Genomic DNA, 18,767 nt, shown 5'->3' on the forward strand with positions numbered 1-18,767 from the left:
CCCCTGGTGCGAAGCCCACCACACCACCTACTGGTCCCACGGCGGCACCACCTCAACAGAGAACGGCACCCTGCTCTGCAGCCACCACCACCACCACCTCATCCACAAAGAACAATGGCGCATCGACATGAAAACCGGCGTCCCCTGGTTCATCCCCCCACCCCACATCGACCCAACCCAAACACCCCGACGCAACCACCACCACACACCCCACAGAAACACGCCCCATAGAACATAGAAAGCGTCGGCAGAACATCAACACGCCCAAGACGGGCGCCGGGCGAAGATTGCCCGGGGCTGTCCGTATAACGGCGTGCGCGGGATGCGCCGCGGGCTCGGGCGAGAGTGAATTTCGGGGTCGGAATTTTGGAGGGCCAGGCGAAACTTTATTCGCTTTCGGGCCGCTTCCCGGTGCCGGCGACCTGCGATTTGCAAACACCGGCGCGTTCCCGGCGCCGAATACGTGCCCGCCACCTGTGACTTGCAGACAGCGGCGCGTTGCCAGCGCTGGCCTGCAACCTGCAACCCGTGACTTTCAAACACCGATGCGTTCCCCGCGCCGAATACGTGCCCGCCACCTGTGACTTGCAGACAGCGGCGCGTTGCCAGCGCTGGCCTGCAACCTGCAACCTGCAACCTGCAACCCGTGACTTTCAAACACCGACGCGTACACAGTGCCAACTCCTCCGGCGTGCATCGCGAGCCGTCTACTCGGCCACGATGAAACCCACCTCCACCGACGCCAGTAGCGGCCTGGGACTCAGGCACAGCAGGTAGACAAGCTGGCCGCCGACGAACAAGATCAGCGACTCTCTGGTGGAGATCAGCTCGTAACCCGCAACGAAGAGGAGCCCCACGTACCGACAATTGCTTCCACCAATACGACCAGTTAGTTCCGCCGAGACGTCTTACCTTGGCATACCAAGTGGCAGATCACCTCGGCAAGTTTCAGCTATTGCTTGCATCACGCCGAAGTACTGAGGCATTCTGGAATACCAAATGCTTTGCCGCAGCCAAGTAGCGGCCCAGCAGCTCGTTCCCCAGGAGTCCAACAATGTGCCTTCACGATCACACCTCAGCACCCAAGCCCCAGGGTGAGTTGCCCCGCCGAGGCATCCTCGCCGGAGCTGCAGCACTGGCCGGGATCTCCGTGGCCGGCATCGCAGCGCAGCTGGCATCAGCGCCAGCCGCCCTCGCGGACAACGCGCAGTCTGGCCCGAACTACCCCGGACGTCCGTTGTCCACCCAGGCGCTCATTATCGAGGGCGGAACAGTGGTGGACCCAAAGTCCGGCGATGCTGTGGCAGATGGTGTGGTGGTGCTCGACGGCGGCAAGGTCGCCGCCGTCGGCACCCGGGACGAAACACGCAAGGCTGTTGCCGCCGTCGCGAACCGTGCCCGCAGGCTCAACGCCTCGGGTAAATGGGTCCTTCCAGGACTCGTCGATGCCCACGTCCACGCCAACGCACTGGCCGACGCCCGCGCCCTCCTGCAGGGCGGAGCCACCAGCGTACGGAGCGGTTCGAGCACTTTCTACCAGGACATTGCCCTCGCCGCCCTGCCGTCGTGGGCTCCCGGACTCTCCCCCAGGATGACTCCGGCGGGTCTCTTCATCTCACCGGATCAGGGAGATTCCCTCCTGGCTGATCCGGATTTGGCACCTTTGGCAACGCTCAGCGGTGGCGTGACGGAACCGCAGGACCTCGCGTACCTGACCCGGATCAACCTTAAGCGCGGCGCCGAGGTCATCAAAACCCGAGCAAACCCGCGGGCCGGCCTTCCCGAGCAGGATCCCCGGGAGTTGGTCTACAACGTGGACCAACTCGGAGCGATCGTCAAAGCCGCCAAGGGAGCTGGCGTCCTCTGTCACGCCTACAGCGCAGAAGGAATCGACGGCGCCGTCCGGGCCGGGGTTCGCAGCATCGAGCATGGCGTCTTCATGACGGAAAGGACCATCCAGGAGATGGCCCGGCGCGGGACCTTCTTCACACCCACCATGGATGCCATCACCAGCATGGCCCGCTCCTCCAACCCCATTCTGGCTGCACGCGGAACGGAGTACACACCCATCCTCCAAGCCGCGGTGCGTGCAGCCAAGGACGCTGGGGTCACGATTGTGGCTGGCACCGATTCCTTCGGAACAGATGTGACGCCGATCGGCACGGAGGCTCGCTTGCTCGCGGAAGCCGGGCTGACCCCCTTGGAAGCTCTGCAGGCAGCCACCACCAATGCGGCTCGTTTGCTGGGCCGCGGCGACAATCTTGGTCGCCTGGTTCGCGGTTCCATGGCCGACGTCGTGGTGGTGGATGCGGATCCCCTCACCGATGGCTCGGCTTTGGAAAAGATCAGCACAGTGATCGCCCAAGGAGCCGTGGTCCGGACGAACCTCTAGCCCACCGGGGAAGAACCGGCCGCGGAAACGTCTGCGCCGGCAGCCACCGCCACGGTGAACCTTTCCTCCACCATCGCAAGCAGCGGCCGGGAGTTCAGGCACAACAGGTACACCATCAGGCCGCCGACGAACAACATCAGCCACACGCTGGTGGAGATCAGCACGAACCCCGCAATGAAGAGGATCCCCACGTTCCCGAGCGCTACCCTTTTCCGGGCGCCAATGCTGTAGATGGACAGCCGGTAGATGTCCACAGTGCGGAAATTGAAGCGGGCAAGCAACAGCATCGCGTGCAGGGCTGCCGTGCTCACCAGGAGGCCAAGCCCCACCAGCCCGATCCGGGCAGCAACTGTTTCAGGGTTGCTGCCCGGCAGGCTGGAGAGGTTCGCGACGATGACCGCAAGGAGGGCAGCGTAGGGAAGCCACACCACCGCAGCCTGGCTGAAGTTGCGACAGTAAGATCTCAGGAAGTCGTGGAAAACGCCCGTATCCTCACCGGTGAGAAGCCGATTGAAGGCGTAGCAGGAAGCCACCACGGAGGGGCCCACCAGCACGAAACCCAACAAGGCGGCAGGACCCACCAGCCCGGACAGCAAGGGCATGAGCACCACCAGCACGTTGGCCAGCACCAACAATGCCCCGCCCACCATGACCCCGTACACAACCCCGGCCACCCTGAACAAGGGACCGGAACCGTACTGTGCCTCCTTCGCCGCCATCAGACGGGCTATTTCTTGTCCGCGTACGCTTTGTACGCCTTATTCGCCAGCTCCACGTACTTGGTCTGGCCCTTGCTGTCGAGTTCCTTCACGTAGGCGTCGAACTCGCCCAGAGCGCGCTGCCCGGTGATGAACTTGAGGGTGTTCTGCTTCACGTGGTCCTTAAGCGGCGTGAGTGCAAGGGTCGCCTGCTCCCGGTCAATGTCGTTGAACGGTACGGGCGGAGGCACAGGGCGTGGTTTCTTGGCCTTCATGGCTTTCTGGAACGCCAATTCCTCGTCGTTGAACGTGGACTGCAGCAGTTCCGTAGCGCCCCCGTAGGCGAAGTTGCCGCCGGAGAATCCGTATTCCACCCGGAGGTCCTTGGTGCCTGCGGGATTGAGGCCTTGGAAGTTGATGTCGGAGGCGAGTTGGCGCTTGCCGCCGGACTTGGTAAAGGTGGTTCCTTCCACGCCCCACTTGCTGAACTCCTGACCGGCGTCGCTGTAGAACAACCAGTCGATGTACTGGATGAGTGCCACGAAGCTGTCTTTGTCCTTCACTGACGAGTTCAGCATGATGCCGTTCTCCAACCGGGTTCCACCGATGATGTCTCCTGCCGGGCCACCGGGAACCGTGATCTTGCCGATCTCAAAGTTGCCCTTGCCCAAGGACTGCTCCATGGAAGTGCGGTAGGTGATGACGTTCTGCGAGTTGGCGCTGATGACGAACGACTTGCCGGACACGAATTTCTGGATGGCGGAGTCGTCGGTCTGGGTGAAGCTCTCAGGGTCCATCAGGCCCTCGGACACCAGGGAGTTGAAGTACGTCACCAGGTCCTTGAACTTATCTGAACCGGCGGCGAAGCCGAACTCCTTCTTGTCTTCATCGAACTGCAGGCCGTCCACCAGACCCCATCCGGCCACGGTCCCGAAGGCCGCGCTGGCGATGTTCAGGACACTGTCGCCCTTGAACCGGTCGGAGTAGGGCACCACGTCCGGGTAGGCCTTCTTCAGCGAACGCAGCACGTCACGGAATTCGTCCCAGGTGGTGGGCTCGGAAAGGCCTTCCTTCTTCAGCACATCCTTGCGGAAGCACAGGGAGTAGTCGGGCCAGAGTTCCTCGTGGAGACCGGGGAGCACGTAGTACTTGCCGTCCTCCTGGGTCAGTCCTTCGATCTCAGGCTCGAGCTTCCACTTCTTCACCTTTTCCTGGAAGTGCGGCATCAGGTCCACGTAGTCGCTGACGGGCAGGACGGCCCCTGCGGACACGAATGCGGCTTCCTGCCCCGGGTAGGTTTTGGCGATGATCTCCGGGGCACTGCCGGAGCTGATGAGCAGGCTGCGCTTCTGCTCATAGTCGCTGTTGGGCACGATGGTGGGCTCCAAGGTGACGTTGTTGTCGCTGGCCATTTTGGTGAACAGCAGCCAGTCCTTCTTGTACGGGTAGGTCGGCTGGTCCGAGAACAGGAACGTGAACGTGAGCGGCACCGTCGCCTTGAACGTGTCACCAACGCCGAAACTGTCCATCGCACCGTTGCGGGACTTGGACGTGTCCACCTTTTCGGTGGTTTCGGCGTCGCAACTGGTCAGCATGAGTCCGATGGTGACAACGGAGGCGAGTCCAAGGAAATCTCGTCTGCGGAGCTCAGGTTTGTGGATCATTGGATGTCCTTTCATAAGGGTTATTCCTTGACGGAACCGAGCATGACGCCCGAGAAGAAGTACTTCTGCACGAAGGGGTAGACGCAAAGGATGGGGATGACGGTCAGGACGATGGTGACCGACTGGATATTGGCGGCGATCTGGCCGACGTTCTCCGCTGTTCCGCCGGCTGAGCCCGCTGTGGTGACTCCGGCGATCATGTTGCGCAGGTAGATGGTGACCGGGAAGAGGTCCGGGTTGTCGAGATAGAGGAAGGCCTGGAACCAGGAGTTCCAGTTGGCTACGGCGTAGAACAGGATCATGGTGGCCACGATTGCCTTGCTGAGCGGCAACACCACCCGGAACAGCACCCCGTACTGGGTGAGCCCGTCAATCGATGCTGCTTCCTCCAGTTCGCGGGGCATGTTCTCGAAGAAGGACTTCATGATGAGCAGGTTGAACACGCTGATGGCATTCGGCAGCACCACGGCCCAGATGGAGTCCCGCATGCCCAGGGAACTGATGAGCACGTAGTTGGGTATCAGCCCGCCATTGAAGAACATGGTGAACACGGCCAACCCAATGAAGACGCTGCGTCCCTTGAGGTCCTTCTTGGCGATTGCGTAGGCGAAGGAGGTGGTGAGGACCATGGAGATGGCCGTTGCCACCACGGTGTACAGGACGGTGTTGCCATAGTTGTTCCAGAACGTGGAGTCGGCCAGGATCAGCTTGTATGTCTCGGTGTTGAAGCCCATCGGGAACAGGTTGACTTGCCCCGCGTTGATGTACCCTTCGCTGGAGAACGACTGGGCGATGATGTTCAGGAACGGGTACACCGTCAGGAACACCACCAGCAGCAGGAACACCAGGTTGAAGGCCCGGAAGATCCGCATGGCGCGTGAGACTTTCATGTCCTTCACCAGGCCGCCTTGGGCGGCGCCGCCCTTGATGGCAGTAGCTGTCTTGTTCACCACAGGCTCGTTCCTGCGAGGCGCTTTGAGATCGCGTTCGCTGAGAGGATCAGCGTGAGGCCGATGACGGATTCGAACATTCCGATGGCGGCCGCGTAGCTGAAGTTGCTGGATTCCAGGCCCACCCGGTACAGGTAGGTGGAGATGACGTCTGAGGTTGCGTAGTTGAGCGGGTTGTAGATGAGGAGGATCTTCTCGAAGCCCACCGCCATGAACGTGCCGATGTTCAGGATCAGCAGGGTGATGATGGTTGGCCTGATGGCGGGGAGCGTCACGTGCCAGGTCTGTTGCCAGCGGTTGGCGCCGTCGATCCTGGCAGCCTCATACAGGGATTCGTCCACGCGCGTCAGTGCGGCAAGGTAAAGGATGGCGCCCCAGCCCATGGTCTGCCAGACCTCGGAGCTGATGTACATGGGCCGGAACCAGCCCGGGTCCTGGGTGAAGTTCACGGTGGTTCCGAACAACGATTCCGCTATTTGGTTCACGGTGCCGGTCATGGAGAAGTTCTGCAGGATCATGCCGGCGATGATCACCACGGACATGAAGTGCGGCAGGTAGGCCACGGTCTGGACGAACTTCTTGAACTTCTGCGACCTCAGCTCGTTGAGCATCAGTGCAAAGATGATGGGCATTGGGAAGCAGAACACCAGGGTCAGGACACCCAGGATGATGGTGTTTTGGAAGGCCTGCCAGAAGCTGGGATCGTTGATGAACAGGGTGATGTATTTGAAGCCCACCCACTTCTCGCCGAAGATGCTGCCGCCGGGCTGGAACTGGCGGAAAGCGATCACATTGCCGGCCATGGGCAGGTACCTGAAGATCAGCAGATACAGCAGGGGCAGTGCCAGCAGCGTGTACAGGCGCCAGTCGCGTTTGAGTGCCAGCTTCCAGCTTCCGGGCTTGTTGCGCCGTTTCTTCGCCGAGCCCGGTTCGGGGCCCGCGATCGCCTTGGGCGGAACGTCCAGTCGTAGTGCCATCAGTCCGCCGCCCGTCCTGCAGATTCGTCGAGAATCAGGACACCGTTGGCAGGGAGCTCAACCAGCCCGGTCACCGCGCGTCCGCTGAGGCGGTCCGTGCCGCCGTCGAGCACGTCCGCGCTGGACGGCGCATCGTTGTGGTTGAGGACGATGAGGAAACTTTTGTTGGTGCCGTCCGCTGTGGTGCCAGTACGACGCCGGACCTGGACTCCCGTAGGCGCCTTCAGTTCCGGCTCCACACCAGCCGCCCGGAGTTGGTCCTCCAGGAGCTGGTTCAGCAAGTCCTCGTCAACGCGTGCCGACACGTACAGTGCAGTGCCCAGACCAAAGGAATTGCGGGTGACGGCCGGAGCGCCGGCAAGGCGGCCCGAGGAATAGCTGGCCAGGACCTCGGCCGATTCGGCGTGCAGATGCTCGGTCCAGTAGCTCGCGGAGGAGGTGCCGCCGTCGGGCGTTGAGAGCTTTACTTGCTCATCCGCTCCGGCGAGCGGGTGCATTTCCTCGCTCCATGCCCCCAGGACGTTCCTCAACGCGCCGGGGTAGCCGCCCAGCCGGATGGTGTTGTCCTGGTCCACGATGCCGGAGAGATAGGAGACCACCAGCCGTCCGCCGTCGGACAGGTAGTTTTCGAACCGGGCGGCGGCGTCATCAGTCAGCAGGTACGACGCCGGCATGATCACCAGGCTGTACCCGGAAAGGTCACTGTTGGCGTTGACGAAATCCACGGTGATGTTGGCCTCGAACAGGGGGCGGTAGAAACGCAGGACTTCCTGCGCATAGTTCAGGTCCGACCTCGGTGAGTTGCCGAGCTCCAACGCCCACCAGCAGTCCCAGTCGAACACCATGGCCACCTTGGCCGTGGAGCGTGTGCCCGTCAGGTCACCGAGGGACTTCAGTTCCCGGCCGAGCTCGCAGACTTCCCGGAAAATCCGGGTGTTCGGACCGGCATGGTTCACCATGGCCGAGTGGTAGCGCTCCGTTCCGCCCTTGGCCTGCCGCCATTGGAAGAACAGGATGGAATCTGCGCCCTGGGCTATTGCCTGGTAGGAGCCGAGCCGCATCTTGCCCGGAAGCTTGGAGACGTTGACGGACCATTGGCTGACCGCGCCGGTGGCTTGCTCCATCACCATCCATGGCTGGCCGTGGCGGAGTGAACGCATGAGGTCGAAGTTCAGCGCTGCCGCAATGTGAGCGTCTTCTTCACGAGGATCCGGGTAAATATCCAGCGCCGCAGCGTCTTCCTCGGCGGCCCAGGCCCAGTAGTCGTTGGTCTTGTAGAAGCGCATGAAGTTGGTGAGGATCGGCAGGTCCGGGCTGTGGCGGCGAAGGACATCCCGCTCGGCCTTGAAATGTTCCAGCATGCTGTCCGAGGTGAAACGGTGAAAGTCCAGGCGGCGTGACGGGTTGGACCACGTGCGGGGTTGGGCGGGGACGCGGACCTGGTTCCAGTCGGAGTAGAGCTGTCCCCACACTGTGGTGCTCCAGGCCTGGTTGAGTTCATCCAGCGACAGGTATTTGCGCTGCAGCCATTCCCGGAACGCCTTCTCAGCCCACGGACCGTAGGACACCGGACCGTACTCGTTGCCAACGTGCCACATCCGCAGCGCAGGGTGGCTGGCGTAGCGCTCCCCCATTTTCCCGGCCAAGGCCAGTGACTTGGCCCGGTACACGGGGTGGGAAACATCGAAGTGCTGCCTGGACCCGAAGCCAAAAATGCTGCCGTCGGGGCGCTCCGGCATGATGTCCGGGTACTGCTCCACCAACCAGGCCGGCGGCACAGCGTCCGGTGTTGCCAGGTCCACCCCGATGCCGTGCGAATGCATCAGGTCCATGACGTCATCCAGCCACTCAAAGTCGAAGACGCCATCGCTGGTCTCCAGACGGCTCCAGGAAAAAACTGCCAGCGTCACCAGGTTTACGCCGGCCTCCTGCATGAGTTTGGCGTCCTCTAGCCACACGTCGCGCGGCCATTGTTCGGGGTTGTAATCCCCGCCGTAGGCTATGCCGCCTATTCGTTGGTGCAGTTGCTGCAGCCGCGCCTCGGCTGTCCGCAAGTCCTCAGGGTGGATGGTCATCGTTGTCCTTCACTCGGCCTTCGTCGCCCACATCGCAGTGCGACGCACATCACAGAGAGAAACTATCGTAAAGTTTACGCAATAACAACAGGTTGGTATCGGAAACCCGCGAGTAACCAGAGGACCCGGAAATCCAGCCGATGTCGCAGATTTGAGGGTGTTTCGGAGCGGCAGATCGCAGTCATAGCGGGCATAAACGCACGCCGGATCGAGCAAGTTTCCGACTCAGCATGGAAACTATCGGAGCCTTCCGTTGACTCCAGGCGCGCATCAGCGAGGCGAGTCGGAACCCCTGACAGATGCCGAGGTCGCGGGAAGCGTGCGGGATCACCGGGGCAGGAACGGCGGTCTCGCGCGCTTCCAACGATCTCGCCGCGATCCCCGCACGCCACCGGGGATCAGGTTCGCAAATCCGTTGACACGTGACCAGATGGTCACCTATTCTGAACCCATGGACACCGTGTTCAAGGCCCTGGCAGACCCCACCCGCAGGGAATTGCTGGACGAACTGTTCCGCGAGGATGGACAATCTGCCTCCGCTTTGGGAGCCCGGTTCGAGATGACCCGTTTCGGCATCGCAAAGCACCTCAAGCTGCTCGAAGATGCGGGATTGGTGGTCACCCGCCGTCGGGGTCGCGAAAAGCTGCACTTCCTGAACCCGGTACCCATCCGCCTCATCCACGATCGCTGGGTGAGTAAATACGCAGAACCATGGGCCGCTGCCCTCAGCGACCTCAAATCCAGATTGGAAAGTCCCATGGAAAAGATCTTCGAGATTTACATCAAGACCACTCCGGAACGTCTCTGGGAAGCCATCACCGACAGCGACATCCGCAGCAAGTACCAGTTCGGCAACACGTTCACCTCGGACTGGACGCCCGGAAGCCGCTTCGAGATGCACAACGTCAACGCTGACGCACCGCTCGGCGAGGGTGAGAACATTGAAGTCGATCCTCCGCGCCGGCTCGTCCAGACCATGCGGGCATTGTGGGGCGAGGATGTGAAGGCTGAAGGAACGTCGCGCATCACGTGGGAGATCGAACCGGTGGGCGATTCCTGCCATCTGACCGTCACGCACGATCAGCTCCGCGAAGGCGCCAACGACCAACTCTACGGCGGCTGGCCCATGATCCTGTCCGGCCTCAAAACGTGGCTTGAAACCGGCGAAAAGCTCACCACGCCCGGCTCGCTCATGTACACCTAGCCGTCTCAACCGCGTACGACTTAAACACGGGCGGCTTAAACGCGGACGACGACGGCGGGCCGCTGCCGCCGTCGTCGTCGATACCCCGGTCTCCCGCCCGTCAGGCGACGGGCACAGTCTCCTGTTCTTCAGAAAGCCAGGCCGCCTGCAACGTCCCCAGCAGGTGCGGTGCGAAGTCCTCGCCAGTTTCCATTACTACCCGGCAGCGGGCCCCGCGCTGCGCCGGGAAGCCGGCGTACTGTCCGCGGAGATCGCACACCGTCTGGCCGCGACCGGGTCCGTCAGTGGTGTCCACCTGGACGCGAACGGTCGGGGCGAGCGTGAGTTCCACCCCCTTGACGGCGATGGCCGCGGCGAGGGGATCGTGCATCGCCGAGCATGCCCGGCCGAAGATCTCGACGTAGAAGCCGAAGTAGTAGCCCAGCATTTCGCCGAGCGCCTGCGACACCGGGTGCTCGGTGGCCAGCAATTCCTGGCGGTGGTTTTCCTCCAAGACGTTGGTCATGGTGACATCCAGGGGTACCAGGGTGACGTTCCAGTCGGCGGCCAACACCTCGGCGGCGGCCTCGGGATCGTTGGCGATGTTGGCCTCGGCCACAGGGGTAATGTTCCCCGGGGCCAGCGCTGCGCCACCCATGATGGTGACCCCGGCAATCAGTTCAGGCAGCTTGGGTTCCAGACGCAGCGCCTCCGCGATGTTGGTCAGCGGGCCGATGGCCACCAAGCGCAACTCCCCGGAGTACTGGTGGGCCAGCTGGACCAACAGTTCCGCGGCGGTGGCTTTCACGGGTTCGCGACCGGACTGGACCAGGTCCACTCCGCCGATGCCGTTGTCGCCGTGCACATGCGGGGCACCGCCGTGGAACGTACCCACCTGTGGATCGTGCGCACCGACAGCCACCGGAACGTCCGGGTGGCCGGCCAAATTCAGCAGGTCCAGGGTGTTCCGGGCGCCGCCTGCCGCGCTGACATTGCCACTGACCGTGCCGATTCCTACCAGTTCCGCCCGCGGAGAGGCCAGGAGGTAGGCGAGTGCCAGGGCGTCGTCGATGCCGGTATCGCAATCAAGGAAGAAGGGTGCGGACTGGGTCATGATGGTCTCTCGTTTCAGGATGGAGCGGACTGCTTGTTGAGCGGGCGAGCCGGGTTGAAGCAGAAGTGAGCTGCACGCGAAAAGCCGGGTGCCGGCGTCGTGCGTTAGATCTTTTCGCCCTTGGGAGCAGCAATGAACAGGCTGACAATGAAGGCAAGTGCCGTGATGGACACTGAAATCCAGAGGGCTGCAGAGTATCCTGCCGCGGTGCCAAGGCCTGCGAACGGCGCAACAATCACGACGCCGAGGCTCGCCCCGATCCCGAAGGAGGCACCGTTGATTCCCGGCAAAGCGGCCGGTGCTTCCTTGGGCGAGAGCAGCACGGACAGTCCGTTGATGGCAGTGAGGAAAAAGCCGTTGTAGAAGATGCCCAGGGCGGCGATGGCGATCAGGACGGCCACTTGGTTGTGTGCGAAGAGTGCAGCCACGATTGCGCAGGCGAGGCTGGTGGCCGTGCCGACGCGGACCGTCTTGATCCAGCCGCGGCGGTCGGCGATCCAACCGGCGAGCGGTGCGGCGAAGACACCGATGAGCGCTGCGGGTGTGAGGAACAGCAGGGCGGCAACCGACGCGGACAGGCCGAAGCCGTTTTCTTTGTCCTGGCTCAACAGCACCACGGTGAAGTTGATGATGGCGAAAATTCCGGCGAGGGTCAGCACGGTGGTGGCGATGACGGGCCAGACCTGCCGTGAGCGGAGGTGGTGGACGGCGACCAGCGGAGTTTCGCGTTTCTTTTCGATGAGCCAGAACGCCGCGAAGGACGCGATGCTGCCGGCAAGCAGGCCGAGGGCAGCAGGGGAGGTCCAGCCGGCCGAAGAACCCGTGGAGACGAAGTAGGTGATGAAGACCAGGAACACGGACAGGGAACTTGCGCCCCACCAGTCCATCCGCCCCGGAGCGACCGCGGACTTCCCGCCCGGGACCACTTTGATGACGCAGACGACGGCGATCGCAGCCAGTACCAGGACGGCGACGAAGATCGACTGGAAGCCCAGGGTCTCGGCCATGAGTCCGCCGAAGTAGCCGTCCACGCCGCCGACGCCGCCGTTGATGGCCGCGATGATGCCGATGGAGGTGCCGAAGAGCCGGGCCGGCAGGTACTCATTGAGGACGATGTAGGACAGCGCAAAGATGGCGCTGGAAACACCCTGCATGAAGCGGCCCGTGACCAGCAGCGGCAGGGTGGGTGCGAAGATACACAGCACCGTTCCTGCGCCCATGATCGCCAGGACCAGGAGGAGGGCATTGCGACGGCCGATGAAGTCGCTCCATCGCCCGATGACCGGGCCTGCAATGGCGCCGGTCAGGAAGAACATCGACTGGACCTGTGCCACGGCTTCGGGTGTTTCGCCGAAGAAGGAGCCGATGTGCGGGAGCGCCGGGGTGATCATGCTGGCGTTGAGCTGGAAGGCCAGCACTGCCAGGACCAGGGTGGTGATCAGGAGGGCGGCGGCTTTGCCGTGGAAGCGGCCTTCGTCACTGGCTGCTGCTGGGGCCTGCGTTGATGCTCGGGCCTGCGGGTCGACGGCCTGCGGGTCTACAGTCTGCTGGCCTGTGGCGGCGGGGATGTTCACATCAAACTCCTTTGTCCGAGGGCGCTGGGCGGCGCCACGAGATGTGAGTTGTTATACAAGCATGTATTACGAGCTTGTGCAACCTGTCACAGTCATCCGGTACAGTGTCGGTAACCCATCTCAAGTGAGGCACCCTTGACCGACAACGCCGTCCAGTTCCTGTCACGTCCCATCGCCACCCAGCCAGGTCAGCCTTTGCGTGTCGCGGCCTACTCCCGCATCGCCGAGGCCATCCGCACCAAGATCCTGCCGCCCGGTTCGCTGCTCCCCACGGAGACCGAGCTGGGCACCATGATGGACGTCAGCCGCACCGTCATCCGGGAAGCACTGATGTTGCTCGAAGAAGACGGTCTCACCCGGGCACGCCGCGGAGTGGGCCGCTTCGTAGCCGACTCGCTCCCCCGCATCGGCATTGAACACATCCGCCCGTTCGACCAACTCCTGGGCGGGCCGGACCAGGACATCCAGGTCAAACGGGTTGCCGCCATCAAACAGCCCGCGTCGGAATTCGTGGCCCCTGGCATCGGCGTCCAGCCTGATGAAGACGTGTGGTTCTGGGAAAGCGTGCTCATCCGGAACGGCGAACCTGTTGCCCACCTCCAGGAAAACGTGGCCCAGGGAATCCCCGAAGCCCAGGCCCTGGCCGAAGCAGCAGAGGCTCCCACACTTTCCGCATCAACGCTCCTGGAGGTCCTTGGCGGTCTTCCCGGGGCGTCCCTCGGACCCGGCGAATGCGAAATCAGCCTCAGCACCGCCGGTCCCAGCCGCGCAAAGCTTCTGGGCCTGCGCCCGTCCGACCCCGTCCTGGTCCTCACTCAATACGTGCGCCGGAACGGCAACGCCTTCTACCTCGCCAAATGCCTGGTGGCTGCCAAGGCCGGCCACCTCTCCGTCATCCAATCTTCCTGACTTTCCCCTGATTTCCTGCACCGACCTCACCCGTAAAGGACCTTCCATGAGCACGTCCCCTCAGTTTGCTGCGCCCTCATCCCTGACCGTGGTGGGCAGCATCAACCTCGACATCACTGCCACCGCCGGCCGGCTCCCCTCCCCGGGCGAAACCGTGGGTGGTGGCGTCCTCCGCCAGCAGCCCGGCGGCAAGGGCGCCAACCAAGCCGTTGCGGCGGCCCGGCTCGCGGGCACGTCCCGCATGGTGGGGGCAGTAGGCCGGGATGATGCGGGCCTCGGCCTCATCAGCGCGATGTCGGATGCCGGCGTCGATGTCCAGGACATTGCCCGTGTGGACGCCTCTACGGGAACCGCGCTGGTACTGGTGGACAGCGAGGGCGAGAACCAGATTGTGGTGTGCCCCGGCGCCAACGGTTCTGTGTCCTTGGAAGGGGTAACCTTCGGTGCCGACGAGGCCGTTCTTTGCCAGCTCGAGGTGGACCAGGACGTGGTGTTGGAGGCTGCCCGGCGCGCAAGGGGTTTCTTCGTCCTCAACGCCGCCCGGCCGCGCCGATCATTCCCGAACTCCTGGAACGCTGCAACCTGGTGATCGTGAACGAGACGGAGTATGAGCTGATTCCCGCCCTTCGCGACGCTCCCTTGGTTGCCGTCACCTACGGTGGCGACGGCTCAGCCATCTTCGTCGACGGCGAACGGGTGGCCGAAGCCCCTGCCGTGCGCGTCACTGACATCGCCAACACCATCGGTGCCGGGGATGCGTTCTGCGCCGCACTGGTCCTGGCACTGACATCCGGGCTGGAGTATTCGCACGCCCTGGCAGCGGCCAATGCCGTTGGCGCGGACGCCGTCAGGGACAGTTCCTCGCAGCCCGCATTGAAGCCGCTGGAGCACTACATCGAGACGACGCGGTCTGCTGTTCAGCCTGCCTGATACCCCGCAGGGAGGCTCCAAAAAACCTGCGTGCTACGGAGGCCAACCATGACAACTATTCCGCATCGGGAACTACGCAACCAGAGCAGTAAGATTCTGGAACGCGTCAAGAATGGCGAAGTCATTGATGTCACCAACAATGGCGAGGTGACGGCCACCCTTATTCCTCCATCAGCTTCGCCTTTTGAGCGGCTGCTCCAAGCAGGCAGCGTCCGGCCCGCCAGTGAGTCGCCTGTGGACTTCACTCTTCTGCCTCGCATCAGCAGCGACATGACCACAGCCGAAATCTTGGCCGTCTGCGTGGCGATCGGTGATCGCCTACGTCGACACGTCCGCCGCCATGAAGTTGGTGGTCAATGAACGCGAATCCTCGGCCGCTGCCGCCTACCTGGTAGAGACAGCAGCCTCCGGAGGCCACCTGGTGGCCTCCATGCTCCTCTACACTGAGCTTCACTGCGCGGCGCGCCGCAGGAATATGCCGTTCGACGTTGTCAACACCGTTTTGGCCGGCATCAATCTGGTGGACGTAACCCGCTCAGATCTCATGTATGCAGCTGCCCGTCCGGGACAACTTCGCAGCGCGAATGCCATTCATGTGGCGACGGCCATTCGGCTCCAGAGCGACAAGTTGGTTGCTTATGACCATGAACTGCTTCTTGCCGCTACAGAGTCAGGCCTGACCACCGCGTCGCCGGGGGCGTAGCATCGGCTGACTCGCTAGTCGATAATCCGGAAGTCGTCGAACTCCCCTGTGGCTTCGGAGAGCTCAAAGTCAACAGTCTCCACACGGCCGGGCGCGCGGGTTGAGTGGAGCCAGGACACGAGGTGCTCAACATCGGAGACAGTTCCCTCGGCGACCAATTGCACAGAGCCATCGCGGTTGTTGCGGACCGTTCCTTTCAGCCTGAGTTCGTCGGCTTTCCGGGCTGTCCAGTAGCGGAAACCGACCCCTTGGACAACGCCGGTAATGCGGGCTGTGACGTGCAGTGCTTCGTCAGTCATGGAACCACTTTAACGAGACCTGCCCTTGTCCGTCCCGCCCATCGTTGAACGAGGAGGAGAGCGAACAAGGGCAGGTTTCGAACCGGCAAAAAGGTTTAGCCGACCACGATGTCCCGCGTCTCGTGGCTGTACGTGATGGTGACCGGGCCGCCGTCGTGGTTCAACTCGTGGTTGGCGCCATCGCGGGCACCGAACGCACCGTAGTTCTCGTCCCACGAACGGTTGAGCGCGATCTTGTACGTGTAGAAACCGGCGGGCAGTTCAGCCGTGATGGTCCACACCTGGACCAGCGGGTTGAACTCCATCTGGGCTTCGTCGTACTGCGGCGCCCAGTCCTCGGGAGCTCCCAGGATCTTGTTGAAGTCCCCTGCAACTGCCACGGCGTCCGGCTGCGGCACCGTTTCGACGGCGGGACCCGCCGCTGCCTTGGCCGGCGCCTTGCGCGTGGTTTTCTTCGGTGCCGCAGCCTTCTTCTCCGCGGGTGCAGCCTTGGCTGTGGCGGCCTTGGCCCTGGGCGCGGACACCTTGGCTGCTGCAACCTTTGGTTCCGCTACGTCCGTTGCGGCAACCGCGGGATCGGCTGCCTTTTTGGCTGCAGCCCGCTTGGTTGCCGCTTTCTTCGCCGCAGGCTTCACCGGCGGGGCCGTCGGAACGGCCACATCGGCTGGAACCGGGGTTCCGGCGTCGAGCGCTGCCCCGAAAGCGGCCGCGTCCGGGAAAGCCACGGTGGCACGCAAGCCGTCCTCCGGAATGGTCCAGCCGGAACGGCCCTTGACCAGCCAACCGGCCTTCACCAGCTTGGCCGATGCCGAGGTGAGGGTCTTGTGGCCGCGGGGGATGCCGCCACTGAGGAGTTCAGCCTCGTGATCATTGAAAGGTACGCGGACGATCGCTTCGGCCAGGACCTCGCCGGCGTTGAGGGTTGTCTCGGACCACACGCTTTCGGCGAGGATGTCCAGTACGGCCTTCAGACGAAGATTGGTGTTCTCGGCGGTGTTCGCGCCCATGCTTCTCCTTCAACGGGTGAATACTCCCTTGCAGTTTGCCAATGAATTGTTAATTCCCGCGACTGCAGAAGGTAAACACCGTGTGTCGTGACCGAGTGTGACATCCCCGACGCCGTAAGTGATCTACGGGTCTCGGCTGACGGGGTCCCGGGTCGTTTAAGCTGGCGGAATTGAAGCCTTGACCCACTCAGTGACCTCGTCCAGCAGCACCGATTTCCGGGAGTCACTGGCGAACGAGGAACGGATGGAATTGGCCGCCAACGTGGCCTGTTCCGGCACGGAGAACTTCAGGACCTTGGCCAGTTGCTCAAAGTTGTCGTCCACATAGCCACCGAAATAGGCGGGGTCATCGGAGTTCACGCAAACGTTCAGGCCGATGGCGAGCATTTCGGGCAAGGGGTGGTCAGCCAGCTTGTCCACCGCGCGCAGCCTCACGTTGGAGAGCGGGCACACAGTCAGCGGCACCTGCTCGGCCACCAGGCGCTGAACCACGTCAGTGTCTTCCATGCAGCGGATGCCATGATCAATCCGCTCCACGTGGAGCACATCCAACGCCTCGGTGATGTAGCCGGCAGGGCCTTCCTCGCCCGCGTGGGCGATCCTGCGGAGCCCGGCCTCGCCGGCGCGCTGGTACAGGCGTTCAAATTTCGACGGCGGATTGCCCACCTCTGCGGAGTCCAGCCCGATGCCCACAATCGGTGCATGCATGGCCAGGAGCTGCTCCAGGACTTCCAGGGCGGAGTCCTCGGACATGTCCCGCAGGAACGCTGCGATGAGGAGGGTGGAGATGCCAAAGTCCTCTTCGGAGGTGGCCAAGGCATTGGCCACGCCGTTGACTAAGGTTTCCAGCGCCACACCCCGGGAGATGTGGGCTTGGGGGTCCATCATGATTTCCGCGTGGCGCACTCCCCCGGCGGCTGCCCGCTTCAGGTAGGCACGCGTCATGTCGGTGAAGTCCTGCTCGGTCTGCAGGACGGCCATGTTGGCGTAGTAGAGGTCCAGGAAGGACTGCAGGTCCGTGAACTCGTACTTTTCGCGCAGTTCCTCAATGTCTTGGTACGGCAACTCGATGCCGTTTCGTTCGGCCAGGGCAAAGATCAACTCTGGCTGGAGAGTCCCTTCGATGTGCAGGTGCAGTTCGGCAACCGGGGGCGCCGTGGTGACAGTTTTCTCGTCAAAAGTTTCCACCCTGCAACTCTAGGCCCCAACAAAGGCACGTGTCCCGGAGCACTCAACTTGGTTCTCACGCCCGGCACCCTCAAACTGAAAGGATGCAGACTTTCCTCCCTTTCGCCGATTTCCGTGAGAGTGCCAAGGCGCTCGACACTTCAAGGCTCGGCAAACAGCGCGTCGAAGCACTCCAGGTCCTCCGCGCTTTGGTGATCCCGGAGTACGGTTGGCAGCAACACCCGGCCGTCCGCATGTGGATGGGCCACGTCCCTGCCCTCACCATGTACGGGCTGGCAATGGCCGATGAATGGATGGAACGCGGGCATCCGGACAACACGCGCGCGAACATCGCTGAGTTCGCCCCGCAGGCAGCCCACTCGGACTACGCCTCCCGGATTGTCATGCCGCCGTGGCTCGGACACGAGGACCTGCACCTCAGCCACCGCTCCAAGCTGCTGGGCAAAGACCCCAAGCACTACGCGCAGATTTTCCCCGGCATCGAAGAAAAGCTGGAATACGTGTGGCCGGAACCCAAGCACGAGTTCCACCCTGAGGACCCGGAAGAGGACCGCCTCCTGATCCTGCGCTCCAACGTGGAAGACCTCCGCCCGGAGCAGCTCACCACCGTCAGCATGCCGCCGCACGGCAAGGCCAAGTCCACGCCTGCTGCTGACCCCGATGAGTACCAGTTCGTCTACGCGGAGGAGAAGTCCCGCCGGCAGGTTGGCGGCCCCAAGAAACGTCCGGTGGCACCGCGCGAGAAGAAGCCCACGCGAAAGCGCCAGGCACAGGAGCAGGCCTTTAACACCTTGCCCGGCAAGACCGAGCTGGCCGTTCCGTTCGATGACGGCCAGACGTTCGCTGTTGGCTTGATCCAGGGCCGGCCCATCACGGTTGACGGCCGCTTCGCCCGCAACTTCGAGGTCACCAACGTGATCAAGCGCTCCGACTTCGACTACCCCGCGCTCCTGCAGGATCCCCGGGTCTTCTTCCCGGTCCCGGCTCCCGCGCTGTAGCGGCACCTTCACCAACGCACGACGACGGCAGCCGGGCTCTGTTTCTACGGAACCCGGCTGCTGCTTTCGTCGTGAGTCTTGTGAGACGGTGGGTGCAAGCACCTAC

General features: G+C 62.8%; 17 protein-coding genes and 2 pseudogenes. 8 read left to right on the forward strand and 11 right to left on the reverse strand.

The window, feature by feature from the left end; translation table 11 throughout:
• A pseudogene (locus ACIQLI_RS15530) lies at positions 1-238 on the forward strand (HNH endonuclease); the annotation flags it as partial.
• Positions 239-707: 469 nt separating this feature from the next.
• Here ACIQLI_RS15530 and ACIQLI_RS15535 read toward each other — a convergent pair.
• Positions 708-857 carry a hypothetical protein gene (locus tag ACIQLI_RS15535; RefSeq protein ID WP_354230799.1) on the reverse strand — a complete coding sequence of 50 codons (150 nt, stop codon included), beginning with the start codon at positions 855-857 and terminating at the stop codon, positions 708-710.
• A gap of 197 nt (positions 858-1,054) precedes the next feature.
• Here ACIQLI_RS15535 and ACIQLI_RS15540 point away from each other — a divergent pair, with 197 nt between their 5' ends.
• Positions 1,055-2,392, forward strand: coding sequence for an amidohydrolase family protein (locus tag ACIQLI_RS15540; RefSeq protein ID WP_400390084.1), 1,338 nt, complete (start codon positions 1,055-1,057; stop codon positions 2,390-2,392).
• Here the strand turns inward: ACIQLI_RS15540 and ACIQLI_RS15545 are convergent.
• Genes ACIQLI_RS15545 through ACIQLI_RS15565 form a run of 5 tightly spaced genes read right to left on the reverse strand, consistent with a single transcriptional unit; the run spans position 2,389 to position 8,756 of the window.
• Complete coding sequence (locus tag ACIQLI_RS15545) at positions 2,389-3,111, reverse strand: DUF624 domain-containing protein (protein WP_400390086.1); 723 nt, start codon at positions 3,109-3,111, stop codon at positions 2,389-2,391. The genes ACIQLI_RS15540 and ACIQLI_RS15545 overlap by 4 nt on opposite strands.
• An 8-nt stretch (positions 3,112-3,119) precedes the next feature.
• Positions 3,120-4,769 (reverse strand): extracellular solute-binding protein, encoded by a 1,650-nt coding sequence (locus ACIQLI_RS15550; protein WP_400390088.1) that lies wholly within the window; start codon positions 4,767-4,769, stop codon positions 3,120-3,122.
• A 5-nt stretch (positions 4,770-4,774) separates the two neighbouring features.
• Positions 4,775-5,644 (reverse strand): carbohydrate ABC transporter permease, encoded by an 870-nt coding sequence (locus ACIQLI_RS15555; protein WP_400390347.1) that lies wholly within the window; start codon positions 5,642-5,644, stop codon positions 4,775-4,777.
• Positions 5,645-5,700: 56 nt separating this feature from the next.
• On the reverse strand, positions 5,701-6,681 hold the full coding sequence (locus tag ACIQLI_RS15560; protein WP_400390090.1) for an ABC transporter permease: 981 nt from the start codon (positions 6,679-6,681) through the stop codon (positions 5,701-5,703).
• Positions 6,681-8,756 (reverse strand): beta-galactosidase, encoded by a 2,076-nt coding sequence (locus tag ACIQLI_RS15565; protein WP_400390091.1) that lies wholly within the window; start codon positions 8,754-8,756, stop codon positions 6,681-6,683. The genes ACIQLI_RS15560 and ACIQLI_RS15565 overlap by 1 nt, the downstream gene beginning before the upstream one ends.
• A 451-nt stretch (positions 8,757-9,207) precedes the next feature.
• Here ACIQLI_RS15565 and ACIQLI_RS15570 point away from each other — a divergent pair, with 451 nt between their 5' ends.
• On the forward strand, positions 9,208-9,960 hold the full coding sequence (locus ACIQLI_RS15570) for a metalloregulator ArsR/SmtB family transcription factor (protein ID WP_354230810.1): 753 nt from the start codon (positions 9,208-9,210) through the stop codon (positions 9,958-9,960).
• 100 nt (positions 9,961-10,060) lie between these two features.
• Here ACIQLI_RS15570 and ACIQLI_RS15575 read toward each other — a convergent pair whose 3' ends face one another.
• Together ACIQLI_RS15575 and ACIQLI_RS15580 are read right to left on the reverse strand one after the other, a co-directional pair.
• Positions 10,061-11,053 carry a nucleoside hydrolase gene (locus ACIQLI_RS15575; protein WP_400390093.1) on the reverse strand — a complete coding sequence of 331 codons (993 nt, stop codon included), beginning with the start codon at positions 11,051-11,053 and terminating at the stop codon, positions 10,061-10,063.
• A 104-nt stretch (positions 11,054-11,157) separates the two neighbouring features.
• Positions 11,158-12,627 (reverse strand): MFS transporter, encoded by a 1,470-nt coding sequence (locus ACIQLI_RS15580; RefSeq protein WP_400390095.1) that lies wholly within the window; start codon positions 12,625-12,627, stop codon positions 11,158-11,160.
• A gap of 135 nt (positions 12,628-12,762) precedes the next feature.
• On the opposite strand from ACIQLI_RS15580, the gene ACIQLI_RS15585 reads away from it, so the two are divergent.
• The 4 genes and pseudogenes from ACIQLI_RS15585 to ACIQLI_RS15600 all read left to right on the forward strand — a co-directional run bounded on the left by ACIQLI_RS15585 (position 12,763) and on the right by ACIQLI_RS15600 (position 15,169).
• A complete protein-coding gene (locus ACIQLI_RS15585) occupies positions 12,763-13,536 on the forward strand; it encodes a GntR family transcriptional regulator (protein ID WP_354230814.1) in 774 nt (257 codons plus the stop codon).
• A gap of 46 nt (positions 13,537-13,582) precedes the next feature.
• Positions 13,583-14,466, forward strand: a pseudogene (locus ACIQLI_RS15590) (ribokinase).
• 48 nt (positions 14,467-14,514) lie between these two features.
• Positions 14,515-14,826: a type II toxin-antitoxin system Phd/YefM family antitoxin gene (locus ACIQLI_RS15595; RefSeq protein ID WP_400390097.1), complete on the forward strand. Its 312-nt coding sequence runs from the start codon at positions 14,515-14,517 to the stop codon at positions 14,824-14,826.
• The gene (locus ACIQLI_RS15600; protein WP_400390099.1) at positions 14,777-15,169 is read left to right on the forward strand and encodes a type II toxin-antitoxin system VapC family toxin; all 393 of its coding nucleotides are present in this window, start codon (positions 14,777-14,779) and stop codon (positions 15,167-15,169) included. Before ACIQLI_RS15595 ends, ACIQLI_RS15600 begins: the two co-directional genes overlap by 50 nt.
• 14 nt (positions 15,170-15,183) lie before the next feature.
• Here the strand turns inward: ACIQLI_RS15600 and ACIQLI_RS15605 are convergent, their stop codons facing one another.
• The 3 genes from ACIQLI_RS15605 to ACIQLI_RS15615 all read right to left on the reverse strand — a co-directional run bounded on the left by ACIQLI_RS15605 (position 15,184) and on the right by ACIQLI_RS15615 (position 17,663).
• Positions 15,184-15,468, reverse strand: coding sequence for an acylphosphatase (locus ACIQLI_RS15605; RefSeq protein WP_400390101.1), 285 nt, complete (start codon positions 15,466-15,468; stop codon positions 15,184-15,186).
• Between the two features lie 95 nt (positions 15,469-15,563).
• Complete coding sequence (locus tag ACIQLI_RS15610) at positions 15,564-16,475, reverse strand: glycosidase (RefSeq protein ID WP_354230822.1); 912 nt, start codon at positions 16,473-16,475, stop codon at positions 15,564-15,566.
• Positions 16,476-16,631: 156 nt separating this feature from the next.
• Positions 16,632-17,663, reverse strand: a complete 1,032-nt coding sequence (locus tag ACIQLI_RS15615) for an adenosine deaminase (RefSeq protein WP_400390103.1) — start codon at positions 17,661-17,663, stop codon at positions 16,632-16,634.
• Between the two features lie 83 nt (positions 17,664-17,746).
• On the opposite strand from ACIQLI_RS15615, the gene ACIQLI_RS15620 reads away from it, so the two are divergent.
• On the forward strand, positions 17,747-18,661 hold the full coding sequence (locus ACIQLI_RS15620) for an MSMEG_6728 family protein (RefSeq protein ID WP_400390105.1): 915 nt from the start codon (positions 17,747-17,749) through the stop codon (positions 18,659-18,661).
• Positions 18,662-18,767 lie beyond the last annotated feature (106 nt).

It is taken from the genome of Paenarthrobacter sp. NPDC091669 (assembly GCF_044756725.1).
Classification (GTDB): domain Bacteria; phylum Actinomycetota; class Actinomycetes; order Actinomycetales; family Micrococcaceae; genus Arthrobacter; species Arthrobacter bambusae_C.

Excerpts from the sequence above, each read along its gene's own strand:
- ACIQLI_RS15540 (WP_400390084.1), top strand. The coding sequence starts at position 1,055 with ATGTGCCTTCACGATCACACCTCAGCACCCAAGCCCCAGGGTGAGTTG.
- ACIQLI_RS15545 (WP_400390086.1), bottom strand. The coding sequence starts at position 3,111 with ATGGCGGCGAAGGAGGCACAGTACGGTTCCGGTCCCTTGTTCAGGGTG.
- ACIQLI_RS15550 (WP_400390088.1), bottom strand. The coding sequence starts at position 4,769 with ATGAAAGGACATCCAATGATCCACAAACCTGAGCTCCGCAGACGAGAT.
- ACIQLI_RS15555 (WP_400390347.1), bottom strand. The coding sequence starts at position 5,644 with ATGAAAGTCTCACGCGCCATGCGGATCTTCCGGGCCTTCAACCTGGTG.
- ACIQLI_RS15560 (WP_400390090.1), bottom strand. The coding sequence starts at position 6,681 with ATGGCACTACGACTGGACGTTCCGCCCAAGGCGATCGCGGGCCCCGAA.
- ACIQLI_RS15565 (WP_400390091.1), bottom strand. The coding sequence starts at position 8,756 with ATGACCATCCACCCTGAGGACTTGCGGACAGCCGAGGCGCGGCTGCAG.
- ACIQLI_RS15570 (WP_354230810.1), top strand. The coding sequence starts at position 9,208 with ATGGACACCGTGTTCAAGGCCCTGGCAGACCCCACCCGCAGGGAATTG.
- ACIQLI_RS15575 (WP_400390093.1), bottom strand. The coding sequence starts at position 11,053 with ATGACCCAGTCCGCACCCTTCTTCCTTGATTGCGATACCGGCATCGAC.
- ACIQLI_RS15595 (WP_400390097.1), top strand. The coding sequence starts at position 14,515 with ATGACAACTATTCCGCATCGGGAACTACGCAACCAGAGCAGTAAGATT.
- ACIQLI_RS15605 (WP_400390101.1), bottom strand. The coding sequence starts at position 15,468 with ATGACTGACGAAGCACTGCACGTCACAGCCCGCATTACCGGCGTTGTC.
- ACIQLI_RS15610 (WP_354230822.1), bottom strand. The coding sequence starts at position 16,475 with ATGGGCGCGAACACCGCCGAGAACACCAATCTTCGTCTGAAGGCCGTA.
- ACIQLI_RS15620 (WP_400390105.1), top strand. The coding sequence starts at position 17,747 with ATGCAGACTTTCCTCCCTTTCGCCGATTTCCGTGAGAGTGCCAAGGCG.